We start from the raw sequence: 19,229 nt of genomic DNA on the forward strand, positions 1-19,229 counted from the left end.
GCGGCGTTAAAATACACATCTTATCTATAAATAATCAAACCAAGCTGATAATAAATAGTTATTGCATTTAGCACAATGTATGTTTTTCTGATATACTTCTTGGTTTATCTATTTTTGTACTGTAATTTGCTGCTGCTAACCTAATGTCTACCCAAACCCGCGAGATAAAAAGCTTCCTTTTCAGCCAGTATTTTTCTGACGGGCTGCGTATTAGCATGGGCTTGCTATTGCCTGCTGTTGTTTTTGCTCAATTAGGTTTACTTCAAACCGGTTTAACTATATCGTTAGGTGCTGTTTGCATGAGCGTTATTGATAACCCCGGACCGGTTATTCACAAGCGTAACGCAATGCTGATAGGCAACGCCCTTGTTTTTTTGGTATTGATAGTTACCGGATATGCACGTTTTAATCTATGGATTTTAGGTACTGAGGTTACCGTCCTCTCTTTTATCTTTTCCATACTCATTGTTTTCGGTAATCGGGCAGCAGCAGTGGGAACCGCAGGTTTGCTAGCCATGGTTTTTGTGATGGATAAAGATATTGCCAGAAGCGAGATTTGGACGCATAGCTTAATGGTGTTAGCCGGAGGTATATGGTACATGCTCATGAGCCTGATGTTCTTTGGCATTAGACCTTATCGTGCGGCCCAGCAGGCTTTAGGTGAAAACATCAGGGATATTGTTGAATTTTTAAGGGTGAAAGCCGATTTTTATTTACCTGAGACTAATATTGACGACAATTACAGAAAGCTTGTTTCCAAACAGATCATGGTAAGTCAGCATCAGGATTCCGTTAGGGAGTTACTGTTTAAGAGCCGGCAAGTGGTTAAAGAATCAACCAATTATAGCCGTATGCTGGTACTTACGTTTGTTGATCTGGTGGATATGTTTGAGCAGATTATGGCTACCCACTATGATTACGGCCGTATACATGAGCAGTTTGGCGAAACAGGTATTCTGGAAGATATTGGTCATTTGCTTCACCGCATGGCCGATGAACTAGATAACATTGGATTTGCTGTGCTTTCTAACACAACTTACCGCTCAGCCAAACGGTTTAGCACCGATTTAGAAGAGCTGAAGGCTAAGATTGATACGCTGGGAGTGTCCGGAAATACAGGAAGTAACCTGGTGTTGAAAAAGATCTTGATTAATCTGCGTGATTTAAATCAAAAGATCGTCGACATCTATAGATATCATAAGGCCCGCACCTCTAAAAAGCCAATTGACAATCCATACCAGGTAGAGTATGATAAATTTGTTGCGCATCAGGACTTTTCGCTGAGGCTGCTATTAGACAACCTTACGTTCAAATCAACCACCTTTAAGTTTGCACTGCGCGTTTCTTTAGTTTGCCTGTTTGGTTTTATCATTACCAAAAGCAGCGCCTTGCTACATTTCATTAATGCTGTTACTGGCCGTACGGTAGTATTTGGGCAGCATAGCTACTGGGTATTACTTACCATTATTGTTATTATAAAACCGGCGTTCAGCCTTTCTAAACAGCGCAACTACCAGCGGCTTATCGGTACCATTTTTGGAGGAGCTATTGGCGTTGGTATTCTTAATTTTGTACATAACGATACAGCTCAATTTGTAATATTGGCCGTTTTGATGGTTGGTGCCTACAGTTTTATACGAATTAATTATGGGGTGGGCATCGTACTGATGACGCCTTACGTATTAATATTGTTCCGGTTTTTAGGTCTAGGGCATTTAAACATTGCCGAGGAAAGGATTATAGACACGATTATAGGGTCAGTAATTGCATTTGGTGCTAATTATCTGTTATTCCCAACTTGGGAGTCTGAACAGTTAAAACAGAGTTTGCACGAAGTACTTACGGCTAATGCCAATTATCTCACTAAGATTGCTGAAAGTATAACCGGTATACCGGTGAGCACTACTGAATATAAGCTTGCACGCAAAGAGGTATATATCAAATCCGCCAATTTATCAGCTGCTTTTGAGCGCATGACTTCTGAGCCCAAAAACAAGCAGCACAAAAGTAAGGATGTGCATAAATTTGTTGTATTAAATCACATCCTATCCTCATACATAGCTACAATAGCTTCGGGCGTTACGGGGCGTGAGCTGCATAAAACCAGTGGCGAGAACTTAAAGATGGTTAAACGTAGTATTAACATTCTTAATGACAGCGCTAAAAAGCTGGGCGGAGTCGGTGTTGACTTTGTGGGCGATAAAAAGCTAGACGGTTCTGAACAACGCGAGTTAACTGCAGACGAAATTTTGTTAAAAGACCAGCTCGGTTTCATTCATAAAATAAGCGCCGATATTGCTAAAACGGCTGATGCATTTATAAGTTAAAGTAATTCGTTTGCAAGGTTGGCCAGTTCGCTGCGTTCGCCTTTTTGCAAAGTGATATGCGCGTAAAGCGGATGGTTTTTAGCTTTATCGATTAAATAAGACAATCCGTTACTCTCCGCATCCAGATATGGCGTATCGATTTGGTAGATGTCTCCGGTAAATACCACCTTGCTGTTCTCCCCTGCTCTTGAGATAATTGTCTTAATCTCATGCGGTGTCAAGTTCTGTGCCTCATCAACCATAAAGAAAATTTTGCTAAGTGTACGACCGCGTATAAAAGCCAGGGGCGTGATGGATATTTTGTCGGTAGCTACCAGTTCATCAATCTTCTTTTGCATTTTCTCATCATGGGCATACTGGTCTTTCAAAAACTTGAGATTATCCCAAATAGGCGCCATAAATGGATCAACCTTCGATTTAGCATCGCCAGGTAAATACCCGATTTCCTTATTGCCCAACGGCACGGTAGGGCGTGTAATAAATATTTGCCTGTAGTTTTTACGCTGTTCAAGCGCGCTTGCCAAGGCAAGCAGTGTTTTGCCGGTGCCCGCATTACCTTGTATAGTAACTAATTTAATTGCAGGGTTAAGCAAAGCATGCAAGGCAAACGCCTGCTGCACACTCCTTGGCTCAATGGTAAAAGCTGTTTGCTGTTGTATCTTCTCTAACTGGGCATTCTGTATGTTATAAAACGCAGGAACAGCAGTATTTTTACCTTGCAGTATATAGAATAGATTACCGGCGGGGTGGATATTTGCCGTGTCAGCCGGCAACGGCTGCTTATTAAGCTGGCCTAGCAGCCGTTCGGTTACTTTTTGCAGCGGGCCTATGCCAGTATATAACGCTTCCAGATTTTTTACTTTACCTGTCTCATAATCTTCGGCATACAAGTTCAGTGCCTTTGCTTTTAGCCGCAAACAAATGTCTTTCGATACTAAAATAACTTTTTTATCCGGATTTTCCTGTTGAAGGCGTAAGGCTGCATTAAGTATGCGATGATCTATCTTATCACTTCCAAATATAGTCTCTGCGTTAACCGTACCCTCTGACTTATCCATTACAACTTTAAACGAACCTTTATTTTTACCGTTTAATGGCAACCAGTTGTTAAGTAAATAATTTTGCGAGTAATTATCCATTAAGCGAATAAATCCACGAGCTTCAAAATTACGCGTATCATTACCCGTTTTCATGTTATCCAGCTCTTCTAATACCTGAATTGGAATAGCCACATCATGTTCCTGAAAGCTTTCAAATGCGTTATGATCGTAAAGAATAACCGACGTATCCAGTACAAATATTTTTTTTTGAGCAGATGTTGATTTGATTTTACCCTCTTTAGCCATGTAAGGTAAAAATATACATTTTAGCTGTAGCCTATAGTAAAGCTGAATGAATATAATTGAAGAGCATATAAAACACGAAAACGGAAGCCTCCACATTTACGTTTCAACTTCCGTTTCCTTAACTTTTAACCCCAACCATAGCTGGCTTTAAAAGCATTAAGTACGATTTGATGTGCATTTACCGATCTGCCCTCCGTTATTGCTCTATATAACTCGCGTTATATACAAGCGCTTACTACTGCAAGACCATTACCTTTGTTTTCACTGTTTCTCCGTAGATTACGGTGTCCTTTTTGGTAATACCTTTTTTAACCCTCATCCCTCAGCTATAATAACTTGCGTATCTTATTTGCTACCAGGATGCAATTAGAGACTTCCCATGATCTTTAGATCCTCCGAAGATTCACCCGATTCATTTTCCGTTACTCAAGGCTGTCAATGTACGTCGTTCTTAATAATACCAAGATAGCATGTTTTACTATACGTGTCAAGTTTAAAATTCAATTATTTGTCAACTTGCTGTTAATCAGTATAATAAAATCATCGCCATTGCCTTTTAAATTTTTTCTGTTAAAAACCGCCAATACCTTTTTGGAATATGGCGCATGTGCAACTTTGTGTTTTTACGTGCTGGTATATTTACGCTGTTAAAATAATTCTTCCAAAGGTTTTGATATAGACCCTCATCTTCTGTATAGGTTGATATCACATTGTCGGGACGGGCAGTTGAAAAATCAAGTGTAATAAATTCGAGTTCGTGAAGATTATAGTATAAGCCATAGTTGCGCCGCATGTCGTAAATGATCCACTTTTGGTCGGTATATCGGTTTTTGAAATGTTTACCTAATAACGGGAGCACATTAAAATCTGGTTCTATAGCCGAATAGAAAGTTTCATCTTGTAATTTTTGAAAGCGTATGAATGCTTCCATGCGATGTTTTTCACGGCGTATCATCCGCAACAGCTCTGCCATCCGAAGCACATATTTATTGCCATAATCTTCTTCTACATTAATTTTTGAATCGAAAATATACCTAATGTAGCCAATAATTGTTGCGTCCTCGCCATCAAAACCGGCCATATGAATAGCATAAAGGCGCTGCATGCTTGCCGTTGCCAAGCGCTGCTGTAAGCCCTGCAATACACGGCCTGCGCGGTTTTGATCGGTCACTATCTTAATAACATCTTCAAACAAAGCGGTACTTAGCCACTCCCATTTCTGTATTTTAACTTGTTGCAGCTTGTGTTCATAAATTTCAAACACCGCGGTAAGCAGGCCTTCAAACGATCCGTCGTATACAAGGGTAGTCATCATTAAAACAAGTTAAGCTGAGTAACCGAATTTTTTAAATACTTACTTTGCGACTGAGACAGGATGTACTGCTTAATGGCAGTTCCAGTTAAATCACGCTTTTCAAACTGCGGACTGTGGCAAGTAATAAAATACTTTGCCCGGTTCAATGCCACGCCTATCTTCTTTAATTGGTCCCAATTTAACCTACCGAACAGCCTTGCGCTAACAATTTTATGTGCCGACTGTAACCCTATACCAGGTACCCGTAATATCAATTGCAAGTCGGCTTTATTAATATCAATTGGAAAAACGTGCAAGTTGCGTAATCCCCAGCTTAGCTTTGGGTCGATGTCGAGATCGAGATGTGGATTTTGCCCATTTACAATTTCATTTACCTGGAAGCCATAGAATCGCATTAGCCAATCGGCCTGATAAAGGCGGTTTTCGCGCACCATAGGTACGCTAGTGTGCAGGTCGGGCAGGCGTTTATCACTTATTACAGGTACATATCCTGAGTAATAAACTCGTTTTAAATTGAAATTTTTGTAAAAATGATTGGCCGTATGCAAAACCTGATGATCAGTTTCGGGCGTAGCACCCACAATAACCTGGGTGCTTTGGCCGGCCGGTGCAAAAATGGGTGCTTTCTTAAACAAAGTCTTTTCTTCCGTCCGAAGAATGATTTCGTTTTTGAGAAATCCCATAGGTTGAATCATATCCTGGCGGTTCTTTTCGGGCGCTAAAAGCTTTAAACCCTCTTCTGTAGGCATTTCTAAATTAACGCTTAACCGATCGGCATACAAGCCCGCCTCTCGCATTAATTCGTCACTTGCTCCCGGAATTGATTTAAGATGAATGTAGCCGTTAAACTTGTGTTCGGTTCGCAGCTTTTTAGCAACGCGTACCAAACGTTCCATGGTAAAGTCGGCGTCTTTGAAAATACCGGAGCTAAGGAACAAGCCTTCGATATAATTGCGGCGGTAAAAATTTATAGTTAAATCAACTACTTCTTGCACAGTAAACGCAGCACGTTTTATGTCGTTGCTGCTACGTGAAACGCAATAAGCACAATCAAAAATACAGTGATTGGTAAGTAATATTTTAAGAAGCGATACACAGCGTCCATCTTCTGTATACGTATGGCAAATGCCGTTACTGGCATTACCTAATCCTTTGTTTTCGTTTTTACGCTTGCTACCGCTCGACGCACACGATACATCATATTTGGCAGCATCCGCTAAAATATTCAGCTTTTCAATTATACGTTTCTCATCCATACGATTTCAAAAATACTAATATTTTTAGCATGATTAGAATAGAATAAAAAACTTTACACAACTATAAGGGTTACAATTAAAAATATATATAATGGAAAAAGTGTATACAGCTGTTGTTACAGCTAAAGGCGGCCGTGATGGTCATATCAAATCGTCTGACGGCATTATTGACCTGGACTTGAAAAAACCGGTAGAAATGGGTGGTGAAGGCGGCAGTTTTACCAATCCAGAGCAATTATTTGCCGGTGCTTATGGCGCTTGTTATCTGGGCGCTTTAGGCAGCGTGGCCAAAAAAGATAACATTGATGTAAGCGAGGCAACGGCTGAGGTACACGTAAGCTTTAATAAGGACGATAACGCCTATGTGCTTTCGGCCGAATTGCATGTACACATTCCGGGTATGAGCCTGGACGAAACACAGCAACTGGCGGATAAAGCTCATCGTGCCTGTCCTTATTCGAAAGCTGTGCGGGGAAATATTGAGGTGAAGGTCATAGCAGTATAACGCAATCACCTTCTAATTAAAAGCTAACAATGGAAACGGTTCACAGCTCGAAGTTTCAAAAGCTTACGCTGTGAACCGTTTTTTATATACTTGGTTTTGAGGAAATATGTTGTTAATTAAGACACGGCAACTTCAGCGCTTTCAGTAATAGGCAACTGGTTTGGTCTGCCGTTTTTAAATGCTTTACGTGGAGTCAAACCCAGTAATTCAAACATGGCCATATCCTCATCAAATGACGGGTTAGGCGTAGTTAAAAGTTTTTCACCAGCAAAAATAGAACTAGCACCTGCCATAAAGCATAAGGCTTGTTCAACAGTGCTCATTTCGGTACGGCCTGCAGATAATCGCACTACCGTGCGCGGCATAATAATGCGGGCGGTTGCAATCATGCGCACCATATCCCAAACAGAAACCCTCGGCTGCTCGGCCAATGGGGTGCCTTGAACTGGTACAAGGGCGTTTACAGGCACCGACTCGGGATGCTTTGGCATATTAGACAAGGTCTTTAGCATGGAAATCCGATCTTCGACCGTTTCACCCAAGCCGATGATACCACCACTGCAAACTGAGATTTTAGCTTTCCTAACGTTTTCAATGGTTTTTAAACGGTCGTCATAAGTACGAGTAGTGATAATGCGCTTATAATCCTCTTCAGATGTGTCGAGGTTGTGGTTATAAGCGTATAAACCTGCATCGGCAAGCCGTTGAGCCTGACTTTCTGTAAGCATGCCTAAAGTGCAGCACACTTCCATATCCAGTTCATTAACGGCTTGTACCATTTCAATCACTTTATCAAAATCGCGGTTATCACGTACTTCGCGCCATGCGGCACCCATGCACAAACGAGATGCGCCGCCTGCTTTAGCTTTTTGAGCAGCAGCTACGACTTCATATTTAGGTAAAATGGCATGCACATTAACGCCGGTTTGAAAACGTGCAGCTTGCGGGCAATAAGCACAATCTTCAGGGCATCCACCGGTTTTAACAGAAATCAGCGAGCTGATCTGCACTTCAGCGTAGTCTTTATTTTCGCGGTGAACGGTTGCCGCCCGGTAGATCAAGTCCAGTAATGGCGTATGGTATATTTCAGAAATTTCTTCTTTGGTCCAGTCGTGTCTTATTTCAGTCATTGGATAGAACTTTAAACTGTGGCAAATTTATAATAAAAGCTTTGTTGCCAACCATAGTGGCATCAAAAAACCTATACAGTCTGTAAAAGTGGTAATAATAATGGACGAAGCTACGGCGGGGTCGATACCCACACGCTTAAGCAGCAGCGGTATTGTGGCACCAGTAAGGCCGGCAACAATTAAATTACCTGTCATAGCTAAAAACATAACCAGTCCTAACGTAGGATTGGCATCATAAACAAGCGCTACAATAAAAACAATTAACCCAGTGGTGGCGCCATTGGTCATTCCAACCAAAAACTCCTTAATTACAGTAATATAAGCCTGCTTATCTGTTAAATCGCTTAATGATATGCGCCTTACGGTAACAGCCAGTGCCTGAGTAGCTGCATTACCGCCCATACCTGCAATAATGACCATGTAGGCCGAAATGATTGGTATTTTCTTCGCCGTTTCATCAAAGCTCCGGATAACAGAAGCTGCTAAAAATGCTGTTGCCAAATTTATAACTAGCCAAGGCAAGCGGCTTTTAATGGCATCCTGCCAGCTACCTCCTAATTCCTCATCCTCAGAAACACCGGAAATTTTCAGAATGTCTTCTGTATTCTCCTCCTCCAGCACATCCATAATGTCGTCGACCGTAATACGGCCGAGCAATCTCATGCCATCATCTACGACGGGAATACTAGTTAAATTGTATTGTGAGAAAAGCTTGGCTACTTCTTCCTGATCGAGATCTGCTTTAACATATACAAACTCCGTATTTACTAATTGAGATACGGTTACTTGCCTTTTCGCTTTTATGATATCTTTAATAGAAAGTATACCTTTCAGTTCGTTATTATCATTTACGGCATAAAGCGTATAGAACTCTTCCATCTGCTCCGACTGGAGAATGATTTCTTCCAAAGCCTCATTCTTAGTAAAATTGATGTTAACTTTAATGAGGTCGGTATTCATCAAACCACCGGCCGTTTCCTCGTCATAGTTGAGTAAGGCGCGTATGTTCGTCGCGTCTTCCTCATCAATCTCACCTAAAATTTCCTGTTGATCGCTCTCGTCTAGTTGTGAAATAAGGTCGGTGGCATCATCGTAATCAAGTTCTTCAACAATCTCCGACCGTTTTTCCGGCGTCAGGTTAATTAATAATTCTGCCGGGTGATCTGCATCATCCATCTCCGAAATAACTTCGGACGCCTCTTCGGCCGGAAGAACGTTAATGATTCGTTCGCGTTCTGCAGGCGAAAGTTTCTCGAAAAGTATGGCAATCTCAGAGGTATGATACTGTTGCAGAACCTGTTGCAGGTCTGCATCACTACCATCAAGCGCTGCTTTAAGGCGCTGCAGGTCTGACTTATCAATTTCAAAAGATTGCATATATGCCCAAGTTACAAATTATAGGGCAAAAGGCCATTAAAAAAGGGTAATATGTAATATTACCCTCCTTACTAAAAATCACATAAAAGTTCTTTATATTATACTAAGCTACTTTCTTAAGCTTGTAAGATGTATTGTCATGGTTTATAACCAGTTCATTCTGGTCTATCGATTCAATCATGATTTTACGTTCGCCCAAGCGGTCGTAATTGTGAATTAATAAATAATAGCCGTCATCATTTTTAATTAAACGAAAAGGCGACACAATAGTACCCGCGGGTTGAGTTTCTTTAAAAAATTTGATTTTTAGTAAATGTTTAACAAAATCGAATTCGAATCTTCTCTCGTTTTCGAGATAAATCCCAATTGGCAAGCCGTTCATGATGTTTGGAGGTTAGATGTAAATGTTACCCTAAATTAAATAGTAATTATATTTTTTGCAACTAAAAAGACTAATTTATTTATTAAGTCATTTAATTACTAAATACTATATAGGTAATTGGTTGTAACACTATATAAACTGCTGAGTTTATTGATTGTTTGGCTAATCTTTAATTTTCTTACAGCAATTTTTATAGTGCATGTATTATCGGCGTGTTGCTCCAAAATATTTACGCCCTCATCTTTCAGAATTTTCATCACATCATTCATCTGTAGGTAGTCAAAATCAATGCTATAAACGTCGCTGCTTACTTTTTCAACAATTCCAGCTGCTGCTAAACCTTGCTCTGCCGCCGTTTTGTAAGCATTGATCAAACCGGGCACACCCAATAACTTTCCTCCAAAGTATCGTACGACTACAATGAGGGTGTTAGTTACATTTTTAGATAACATCACATTAAGTATAGGCCGCCCAGCAGTGCCCGATGGTTCTCCGTCGTCATTTACCTTAAATACAGAACGGTCTGGCGTAATGCGCATTCCCCAGCAATGATGGTTAGCTTTAGGATGGGCAGTCTTTAACTGGTTTATAAGCGGCTTAATCTCACTTTCTGATGTAATGGGATAAACAAAAGCGATGAATTTACTACCACGGTCGGCAAAAGTATATTCGGCCGCTTGTTTAACAGTGAAGTAAGTATCTTCAAATAGCATAATAACTATAATTGAGCGCTATAAGCAATTACCGCAATGGCAATTACGGCCAGTGCTATGCCAACTTTATGAAGTAAACTCAGCTTTTCTTTAAATATCATTAAACCAACTAAGGTGCCGGCAGCAATAACACCAATGTTCATTGCTGTAAAAACTACAGATGGGTCACTGGCTAACGCTCTATGTGCTTTAAGGTAAAACAAAATGTTACCAAAATTGAAGATGCCGAGTATCCAGCCAAAAAAAATGTGCCTGAACAGAAAGCGTTTATTTTTGAATTTAATCTGATACAGGGAACCCAGCACGGCTATTATAAATGCAGCAACATAAACAATAAACAACGACGCCGTATAAGGTGCTGTTTTGCTGGTGGCCATTTGCTTAAAAAGTATATCAATTGCACCAAAGCCTAAAAAAACAATTAAAAGGTAGAACCAGGTATTTTTATTATCCTGGGTAACTACATGCTTTTTTTGCCAGGGTATAAGGCAAAAAATAGCAGCAAAGCCAAGGGCTATGCCAAAAAACTTCAATAACGTAAAATGGTCTCCTAAAAATAAAAAGGCAGCAGTGAGTGAAATAAGTAATGATAAACGTTGAGCTACATCGGTACGTACAATACCTGCAGATCTAACTGCCAGCGCCATCATATAAAAGATAACGGGCAACAAGATGCCTAACAACAAATAAATATTGATCGGTGCGTTGGTTACGCTCTTTACATCAGGTCTTAAAAAAATCCAGGTGAGCAGCGCTGCTATGGAATAATTCCAGGTGATGGCCTGTACCACGTTAATTTGATAACGCTTAGCCATTTTTAGCAGTATAGACACCAGCACACTACAGCAAACGCTTAGAAATATATAAAGCATGAATAGCTATTGGTTGTAAATTAATTGCAAACGATCATCTCCTACCATGGTTTCTTCAAATCGGCTTCCGGTAACAACGGGCGCTTTTATACCATCCCGAAGCATACTTGTGCCAGTAAATATACGTGCTTCGTCCCATAAACCTGTTTCTATAAATTGGTTTAATGTGTGAGCACCGCCTTCAATGATGATAGATTGCACATCTTGCAGATACAGCTGAAACAAGATGTACTGTGGTACAAACCGGTCAAAGTCTTCTAAAGCAATATACTTAGTCTTACCTTCAACGTCTGTCTTCAAAGCATTAAATACGAAAGTATCTACCGAATTATCGAATAAGTGTAACCTATGATCCAACTCCAGGTTACGGTCAATTACAACCCGTTTGGGCGACTTGCCGCTCCAATAACGCGCGTTAAGCTGAGGATTATCAATCCTCGCGGTATTTTTACCCACGAGTATAGCATCCTCTTCTGTCCTCCAACGGTGTACTAATTTTCTGGCTTTTAATCCAGTTATCCAATGCTGCGAGCCATCCGCCGGTGCAAACATGCCATTAGCCGTCTGTGCCCACTTAAGCACAATATAAGGGCGCTGCTGCTGCACACGTGTAAAAAAACGCTTATTAATTTGACGGCATTCTTTTTCCATTACCCCTGTCACAACTTCAACGCCTGCTTGCATTAGCTTCTCTATTCCTTTTCCATCTACCTGCGCAAATGGGTCGCGGCAGCCAACAACTACACGGGGAATTTTATGTTTTATGATTAAATCAGCACAAGGTGGTGTTTTCCCGTAATGTGCACAGGGTTCTAAGGAAACATACAAGGTACATTGCCTGAACAGGTCGGCAGCGTTTTCATGTATCTCTAAAGCCTGGTTAACGGCATTTACCTCCGCATGCGCTTGTCCGTATTTTTGGTGGTAACCCTCTCCTATTATTTTCCCCTCGTGCACAATAACGGCACCCACCATTGGGTTGGGGCTTACCTGCCCTATGCCTAAAGCTGCCAGCTCCAGACAGCGTTGCATAAAAATTTCATGGTTAACCATCGCACAAAAGTAGCTTTTATGTTTATTTGTTGCATGAAAACGGTTAAAGATGCTTTTGATAGGTTTAAGACGGATTTAACTGGCATGTACAGCACTCAGGAAACTGATGCTATAACTAGCTTGTTATTAAGTGATTTAACCGGAAAAAACAAAGGCTGGCTTAAGGCTTTTGACAGTTATGAAATGAGTGCGGAACAGTCTCAGCAATTATTGAATGCGCTCGAACAATTAAAGACAGGAAAACCTATTCAATATATACTAGGACATACAGAATTTTACGGCCTGAATTTTATGGTAAATCCATCAGTTCTTATTCCACGACCGGAAACTGAAGAATTGGTGGAATGGGTGTTAGCATCGGTTGATAGAGAAACAAAATACGACATACTGGATATGGGAACCGGCAGCGGTTGCATACCTATTTGCTTGAAAAAGTTTTTACCGGCCAGTACCGTTGCTTCCATCGATCTATCTGCCGAAGCTTTACAGACAGCTGAGAGAAATGCGGAATTAAATCAAGTAGATGTTAAATTTCTGCAAGCTGATATTTTAAATTTGGCAGAACCCGAAGTTATAAGCAAGCAATACAATGTTATAGTAAGCAACCCACCATACGTTACCATGACCGACAAGGGCCAGATGCACCAGAACGTAACGAATTTTGAGCCGCATACTGCGTTATTTGTAAGCAACGAGCAGCCGCTGATTTTTTATGAGGCGATAGCTGGTTTTGCCCATACAAACCTTACCAAAAATGGGTTTTTGTTCTTTGAGATTAATGAGAGTTATGGCAACAAAACGGTTGATATGTTATCAGCTAAAGGTTTTGTAAACATCGAATTACGGCAGGACATGACCGGTAAGGATCGAATGATTAAAGCTATGAAAACTTAGATATTTAAGTGTCAGACGCTGTTTCACGCTTTTTACGCAACATAGCCAGGCTGTCTTTTATTAACCATTGCGTTTCCAGCCAGCCAATTTTATACACGTCCCACAAATCAAATTTCATATAACGCTGTAACCAGCTGTAGCTTATAATCATGCCGGTTAGTATAGGCAGTATGGTTGCCAGGGCAACTCCGTAAATATTGCCGAACACCCACACACCAACAAAATCGCCCACTACGTTAGCAATTAGCATAAATACCAGTTTAACTGCGTTTACCCGGGGCTGGTTAATGGCGTCGAGGGTAAGTGCCATAAAACGTTCAACCGGATATAGCAACGCAAACGACATAAAAACCCGAAGCACATTCGCAGCTTCGGTAGACAGGTACTTCTTGTCTACAATCCATATGGCAATTTCGGCGAAAAGCAGCGATCCTATCACCACCGGAATTAGAAGAATAGTAAGCAAGCCAGCGTATTTTTTGAGCAAATAGATTACGTGATATTTATTATCCTGGTTATAAGCAGCAGATAACGGTGGCATAACGGTGGCTGCAAAGCTGCGTAACGGAACTTCTACAAGCTCCATTAACCGCAAACCTAAATTGTATATAGCAAGGCTGCTAGGCCCAAGCATAAAGTTAATTATAGACGTATCTGAATAACGGAACAGGTTGCTGCCTAAGGAAGTGCCTACGCTATATTTACCAAAAGCGAAAAGTGCTTTAACTGTAGTGATGCTTTTATTAGCAATAGTACCCAAGCGGGCCCAACCCAACACAATAGTCATTAAACTGGTTATACCACCTGCAGCAAACCCTACGTAAATAGCTGTATTTAAATTAAGCGCCTTGGTTAAAATCAACGTGAGCACCATTGTGATTGATAACACAGTACTGATAGCACGAATATAAAGTAACCTGTCGAACCGTTGCTCAGCCTGGGCCACACAGCTGGCTATAAAAGATGGTAACGTAATTACAAACACTAAACCAAACCATTTTAAAAATAAATCTAACCCGCCATCTTTAATATGGATAGATGTAGATAGGTAAACCAGGTTTATGATAACAAATATACCGGTAATTAAAAGAGACAAGTACCAGGCCGACCCCGCTACCTCGGCCGCCCGCTCTTTTGTAGTACCCGAGTAAGATGTAATAAAAGCAGTTGTAATTAAACCTGCCCTTAAAGTATCAACCAAGCCTATAGTGCCCTGGAAGAAAAACCACACCCCCATTGTTTCTATTGAAAGATAATTAAACAAAATAGCGATCTGAATCAGGTTTAGCACCTGCATAATAGCAGTGCCTATCAGGTTTACGATATGTGGGTTTTTAAGCTTTTCGAGTATTGGCTTTAGTTTAGCAAGCATTACAGCGTTTAAGGTATCTTAAATGGTTTAATTATTATGAAGGACGTAATCAGTTCAGTTTTTTCAGCTTTATAGTGCTGTTAACCACTTTGCCCTTTAAATACAAATTGCGCATTACACTTACGAAGAAAGAATTACTAAGTTTCCATTTGCTACGTACCATTGTGTTGGGTTCGATTGCACCATGCTCGTGCAAAAACAACTCAGGGCTGCCATTAAACATTAATGCCCTGCCGTTCTTACGGATAAACTGCATACACATGTTGTATTCAGTCGGATCGCCACGTTGGCCCTCTATATATCGCCCAAACTTTTGAAAAAAATTTGACCGGCGCAGATGTGGGTGATCACTGTACAAGCGAAACTTTAAATGATTAAGATGTAATAGCGTAGGTTTAAACAACATTTCTGCATATCCTAGCTTATAGTCTTTAAGATATGGAAATGGCGCCCACGGGAAAGTATAAAAGCGAATTATATCCCAGCTTTCCGTATCCATTAGCTTAATTGCATTTATAAAGTTCGGTGCAAAGTCACAGGTGGGTTCAAAATCTTCCTGTACATACAACGTATAACGCGTTTTGACAGCATCCTGTCCCCTGTTTATGTTGGCGCCCAAGCCCTTGTTTACCGGTGTAGTGATTAGCCTGAATGTGTAAATTTGCTGTAATGATTTAACGTAGCTTAAATGTTCAGGCTTACTTCCGTCATCAGATATAACAATCTCTTCAAATGATAAATCTTCCTCAGCACAGCGTTTTAGCAAATGCTCAAGCGACTTACTACGATTGTAATGTGTTATTAATAAGGTTACGCGGTCAAAATTGTATGGAGCTCCCATCAGTATATCTATAAAATTAACCGGTAATTTTTCTAACAAATCGTTTAACCATGCGCACGCGACGCGTAAACGCGCCCACCAATTTAAACTCCTTCCAGTCCGTTTTATTTAAGTAATCAAAGAAGATTTGGCGGTACTTTTCACTGTATGTATAGTTGGTGTAAATAGGTTTATTGCCTATATAGTGTAAAAGCTTAGCGCCGGGTTTATCATTGTCTACTAAATGGTTCCACTCCGGGTCGAGTTCCACCCAGCGATTGGCTAATACTGCATTTAAACAGTACTGGTCGCCGTATACAATGTGCTTTTGATATTTTACAGCAGCATCTAATGCCTTCGTACAAACATCAAACTCGTTCCATTTTTGCAGGTTTATAAGTAATAGCCCCGCATTCAAGTATTTGTCATCGGCTTGATATCCTAACTCTTTCCAATTACGCACGCCTCCGCCCCATGAACATCCAAGCGTTTTAATACCCGGATCCTGTACAGCAGCAATAATGCTGTCGCCAAATTCAACCCCCCACAACTCGGCGATGTTACCCAGTACAATCATGTCCGAATCCAGATACAAAACACGCTCAGTACCTTCTGGAATAAAAGTATGTACAAACAGCCTGAAAAAAGTGGTTACCGGCAAAGCGGCATTATTAAAGTACGGTATAGTAATTTTGCCCACCACGTCTTTTACCAGTAGAAACTTAATGGCAATTTCCTTCGAACTGATAGAATTAATTAGCCGTTGACGGTTTGCAGCGCTAATGCCATCGTCTATAACGTAGATGTCTTTTTGAACTCCGGCCGAATTTATTTCGAGAGATTTAATTGAGGCGGCCAATAGTGGTACGAAGTTATTATCACAGGCATAAACAACACTTAAACGCCTATCAGTACTTGTCATATATGGATTAGTAGTAGGTTTAATTTCAATTTGCAATAGCAATTAATTAGCCAGCCGCAATGTAACAACAATAAAAGCGCTGGTTGAATGGCTAGTGTACGGCACATGCGCCCAAAAGCCATTTTTTTAGTTATACGTAAAGTATGTGTGGATGGTTATGGAAAGTTCAATATGTAACAAACGGGAAAATTGTTCCTCGAACTATCGCTTAAAACCACAAAACCCGCAATTGCTTGCGGGTTCCTGGTAAATAAATATATACTGTCTTATTCGCCGTAAGCTTTAACAACCTGCTTCTGGACGCCTAAGCCATCAATGCCTAATTCAATTACATCTCCAGGTTTAAGATATACCGGTGGATTGAATCCTAAACCTACGCCAGCAGGTGTTCCGGTGGAAATAACATCGCCTGGCAACAAAGTCATAAACTGACTAACATAAGAAATCAGGAACGGGATATTAAAAATTAAGTTGGCTGTTGTGCCGTTTTGCATTTTTTGCCCGTTAACAGTTAACCACAAACCCAAATTGTTTACGTCGCCTACTTCATCGGGCGTAGCCAAAAACGGACCTAACGGAGCAAATGTATCGCAACCTTTCCCTTTATCCCAGGTTCCATTACGTTCCAATTGAAATTCACGTTCAGAAACATCATTATGCAAAACGTAACCGGCTATACAGGCTTCAGCCTCTGCTTCGCTCACATAACTCGCTTTTTTGCCTATTACTACTGCTAACTCTACTTCCCAATCGGTTTTAACAGAGTTTTTAGGTATAACTACATTATCGAACGGGCCAACTATAGCTGTGGTGCTCTTCATAAACAAAACAGGCTCGGGTGGCAATGGCGCTCCCGTCTCCTTAGCATGATCGGCATAGTTTAAACCTATACAAAGTAATTTTGACGGACGAGCTACCGGACTTGCCACACGCTCGTCGGCGCCAACCTCAGGCAGATTATCTTGATGTTCCTCTATAATAGCCTTAAGCTTTTCTAGGCCGTTGGTCTCAAAAAATGCTTCATTGTAGTCAGGGATGAAGCCTGATACGTCGTACCGTTTATCATTTATCAGTACACCTGGTTTTTCCTGTTCCTGATGTCCAAATCTGATTAATTTCATATCGTGTTTTTATGTGTAGCGAGTACTTAATGTTTGGGAACAATAATAGGTGTAATTCTTGCTTTTTACCAAAATAACTTACCCTTTGTTCAGAAAATCAAGTGCCTGATCGTTTATCAGTCCATCGGTATGTAACTTCTCCCAAAAAGCTGCAGGTATAGCAGCGTTTACCATTTGGATATTTTGAGCTACACGTTGCGGATTGGAGGTGCTTAAGGCTACGCTTGCAACACCGGGCGCAGTTAATCCAAACCGAACACATACTGTTGCCGGATCGAGCTCAAAATCTTTACAGCATTCGTAAAATTGATCGCGCCATTGGTAAAGTGCTTTACCGTTGTCGCTTTGCTTATCAATAAGCTTATAGTTATAGTAGTCTCCGCCGGTTAAGAAGCCAGCGTTAAATACAGCCGAGTTGATGATTAACGTACCTTGGTCTTTTAGCTTCTGCATAAATGCTAAAAGGTCTGCCGGATGACTATGTGCCGTCATGCTATTGGCAATCATTACCCAGTCTAACTTTACATCGCGGTTAATAAGCTCAATGCTTTTCCAATCCTTGGCGCCCACGCCGACAGCCTTTGCTTTACCTTGTGCCTTCAATTCAGTTAGCGCTTCGTAAGCAGCCAATATATCCTGATATCTTTTATTACGATCTGATTCATCAGTTGCCGCAGTAAGGTATTCATCAGGATCATGTACCGATACAAACTGAGTTTGATAATTTCCTAATAATTCATTGCCTTGCTCATAACACTCCAAAATGCCTTCATAGCTTATTTTTTGAACGGCATCGTACTTTAAATCCTTCCAAACACCGGGTTCAAACGTAGGTTCGGGCGTTTTAAGCTCCGTACGCACCCAGCCTAGCTTGTTACTTATCAGTACTTTATCAGGGTGTACATTTAAATCTTTTAAGCATTGGCCCAGCGATTCTAAAGCTAAGCCAGCCCCATATTTACCTGCCGAATCGAAAACAGCCGGCACGCCGCTATTACTTACAAATTCATCCACAATAGCCCGCTTTTTTTCATGAGGCAAGGCAACGTACAAATTCCCTAACCCGCTGGTACCAAAAATCACCTTCGGAAGTTTTAGAGATGGCTCACTGAACTGCATATTATTTTTCAATTGGTTAGTGTTGTGGCAAAGCTATTACTATCTGCGAAATTATTGAGCGTTAAGTTGACAATTCTGAATTGACATATACCTATCACGCTAGCAAGGGCTGAATTACCGGCCAAACTTTATCGGCAATTATTTGGTATCCCTGGGCCGTAGGATGCAAACCATCGCGTAAATTGAGATGCGAAACGCCTGCCACACCATCTAGCAAAAAGGGCAAAAAAGCCATGTTGTTCGATTTGGCGACTTGTGAAAACACCGCTCTGAATTGCGCAACAAACGCTCCAGGTATCCAGCCAGGTAGTTCCATACCCAACAAAGCCATTTTTGCATGAGGATGTGCAGCCTTCACTTTGTTAATAATAGCTTGCAAATTGCTGGCCGTTGTTTGTGGCGATATACCACGAAGAATATCATTAGCACCTAATTCCAGCACAAAGACATCAACTGGTTGCTTTAACAATAAATCTATTCTTGCCAGCCCACCGCTTGATGTTTCTCCGCTTACGCCGGCGTTAATTACCTGGTATTCAAGTTTCTCTTTTATGATCCGGGCTTGTATTAAAGCCGGCAACGATTCGAGTGATACATTTAACAAGCCATAGCCGGCAGTTAAACTATCCCCAAAAAACAATATATTCTTCAATTTATATTTCCTTTTTAATTAGTTGCGTAAGTAAATAACGCTCGGGATTCTGT

At 40.8% G+C, this 19,229-nt stretch carries 18 protein-coding genes; 3 read left to right on the plus strand and 15 right to left on the minus strand.

Annotated features, from left to right (window positions below; genetic code table 11):
* Positions 1–143: 143 nt before the first annotated feature.
* Positions 144–2,327 carry an FUSC family membrane protein gene (locus tag ABDD94_RS11545; RefSeq protein WP_345952368.1) on the plus strand — a complete coding sequence of 728 codons (2,184 nt, stop codon included), beginning with the start codon at positions 144–146 and terminating at the stop codon, positions 2,325–2,327.
* Here ABDD94_RS11545 and ABDD94_RS11550 read toward each other — a convergent pair.
* From ABDD94_RS11550 to ABDD94_RS11560, 3 genes are all read right to left on the minus strand, one after another.
* Positions 2,324–3,673: a PhoH family protein gene (locus ABDD94_RS11550; protein WP_345952369.1), complete on the minus strand. Its 1,350-nt coding sequence runs from the start codon at positions 3,671–3,673 to the stop codon at positions 2,324–2,326. The genes ABDD94_RS11545 and ABDD94_RS11550 overlap by 4 nt on opposite strands.
* A gap of 556 nt (positions 3,674–4,229) precedes the next feature.
* Positions 4,230–4,988, minus strand: a complete 759-nt coding sequence (locus tag ABDD94_RS11555; protein ID WP_345952370.1) for a TIGR03915 family putative DNA repair protein — start codon at positions 4,986–4,988, stop codon at positions 4,230–4,232.
* A complete protein-coding gene (locus tag ABDD94_RS11560) occupies positions 4,988–6,244 on the minus strand; it encodes a putative DNA modification/repair radical SAM protein (protein WP_345952371.1) in 1,257 nt (418 codons plus the stop codon). Before ABDD94_RS11560 ends, ABDD94_RS11555 begins: the two co-directional genes overlap by 1 nt.
* A 91-nt stretch (positions 6,245–6,335) precedes the next feature.
* Between ABDD94_RS11560 and ABDD94_RS11565 the strand changes: the two genes are divergently transcribed.
* On the plus strand, positions 6,336–6,749 hold the full coding sequence (locus tag ABDD94_RS11565; RefSeq protein WP_345952372.1) for an organic hydroperoxide resistance protein: 414 nt from the start codon (positions 6,336–6,338) through the stop codon (positions 6,747–6,749).
* Between the two features lie 116 nt (positions 6,750–6,865).
* Here ABDD94_RS11565 and bioB read toward each other — a convergent pair whose 3' ends face one another.
* The 6 genes from bioB to ribD all read right to left on the minus strand — a co-directional run bounded on the left by bioB (position 6,866) and on the right by ribD (position 12,255).
* Positions 6,866–7,879 carry a biotin synthase BioB gene (gene bioB / locus ABDD94_RS11570; RefSeq protein ID WP_345952373.1) on the minus strand — a complete coding sequence of 338 codons (1,014 nt, stop codon included), beginning with the start codon at positions 7,877–7,879 and terminating at the stop codon, positions 6,866–6,868.
* Positions 7,880–7,906: 27 nt separating this feature from the next.
* Positions 7,907–9,256, minus strand: a complete 1,350-nt coding sequence (mgtE, locus tag ABDD94_RS11575) for a magnesium transporter (protein ID WP_345952374.1) — start codon at positions 9,254–9,256, stop codon at positions 7,907–7,909.
* 103 nt (positions 9,257–9,359) lie between these two features.
* Positions 9,360–9,638 carry a hypothetical protein gene (locus ABDD94_RS11580; RefSeq protein ID WP_345951925.1) on the minus strand — a complete coding sequence of 93 codons (279 nt, stop codon included), beginning with the start codon at positions 9,636–9,638 and terminating at the stop codon, positions 9,360–9,362.
* A gap of 98 nt (positions 9,639–9,736) precedes the next feature.
* Positions 9,737–10,351, minus strand: a complete 615-nt coding sequence (locus ABDD94_RS11585) for a YigZ family protein (protein WP_345952375.1) — start codon at positions 10,349–10,351, stop codon at positions 9,737–9,739.
* 5 nt (positions 10,352–10,356) lie between these two features.
* Positions 10,357–11,223, minus strand: a complete 867-nt coding sequence (locus ABDD94_RS11590; RefSeq protein ID WP_345951923.1) for a DMT family transporter — start codon at positions 11,221–11,223, stop codon at positions 10,357–10,359.
* A gap of 6 nt (positions 11,224–11,229) precedes the next feature.
* Positions 11,230–12,255, minus strand: a complete 1,026-nt coding sequence (ribD, locus tag ABDD94_RS11595; protein ID WP_345952376.1) for a bifunctional diaminohydroxyphosphoribosylaminopyrimidine deaminase/5-amino-6-(5-phosphoribosylamino)uracil reductase RibD — start codon at positions 12,253–12,255, stop codon at positions 11,230–11,232.
* 54 nt (positions 12,256–12,309) lie between these two features.
* On the opposite strand from ribD, the gene prmC reads away from it, so the two are divergent.
* The gene (gene prmC, locus ABDD94_RS11600) at positions 12,310–13,170 is read left to right on the plus strand and encodes a peptide chain release factor N(5)-glutamine methyltransferase (protein ID WP_345952377.1); all 861 of its coding nucleotides are present in this window, start codon (positions 12,310–12,312) and stop codon (positions 13,168–13,170) included.
* A gap of 4 nt (positions 13,171–13,174) precedes the next feature.
* On the opposite strand, the gene ABDD94_RS11605 is transcribed toward prmC, so the two are convergent.
* The 6 genes from ABDD94_RS11605 to ABDD94_RS11630 all read right to left on the minus strand — a co-directional run bounded on the left by ABDD94_RS11605 (position 13,175) and on the right by ABDD94_RS11630 (position 19,176).
* Positions 13,175–14,542, minus strand: coding sequence for an oligosaccharide flippase family protein (locus ABDD94_RS11605; protein ID WP_345952378.1), 1,368 nt, complete (start codon positions 14,540–14,542; stop codon positions 13,175–13,177).
* Between the two features lie 49 nt (positions 14,543–14,591).
* Entirely contained in the window at positions 14,592–15,422 is an 831-nt protein-coding gene (locus tag ABDD94_RS11610; RefSeq protein WP_345952379.1) for a glycosyltransferase, read from the minus strand.
* On the minus strand, positions 15,400–16,284 hold the full coding sequence (locus ABDD94_RS11615) for a glycosyltransferase family 8 protein (RefSeq protein ID WP_345952380.1): 885 nt from the start codon (positions 16,282–16,284) through the stop codon (positions 15,400–15,402). The genes ABDD94_RS11610 and ABDD94_RS11615 overlap by 23 nt, the downstream gene beginning before the upstream one ends.
* Positions 16,285–16,550: 266 nt before the next feature.
* On the minus strand, positions 16,551–17,405 hold the full coding sequence (locus ABDD94_RS11620; protein ID WP_345951917.1) for a fumarylacetoacetate hydrolase family protein: 855 nt from the start codon (positions 17,403–17,405) through the stop codon (positions 16,551–16,553).
* A 78-nt stretch (positions 17,406–17,483) separates the two neighbouring features.
* Positions 17,484–18,524 (minus strand): aldo/keto reductase, encoded by a 1,041-nt coding sequence (locus ABDD94_RS11625; RefSeq protein ID WP_345952381.1) that lies wholly within the window; start codon positions 18,522–18,524, stop codon positions 17,484–17,486.
* Positions 18,525–18,618: 94 nt separating this feature from the next.
* On the minus strand, positions 18,619–19,176 hold the full coding sequence (locus ABDD94_RS11630; RefSeq protein ID WP_345952382.1) for an arylesterase: 558 nt from the start codon (positions 19,174–19,176) through the stop codon (positions 18,619–18,621).
* Between the last annotated feature and the right edge of the window lie 53 nt (positions 19,177–19,229).

Source organism: Mucilaginibacter sp. PAMB04168 (assembly GCF_039634365.2).
Lineage (GTDB): Bacteria > Bacteroidota > Bacteroidia > Sphingobacteriales > Sphingobacteriaceae > Mucilaginibacter.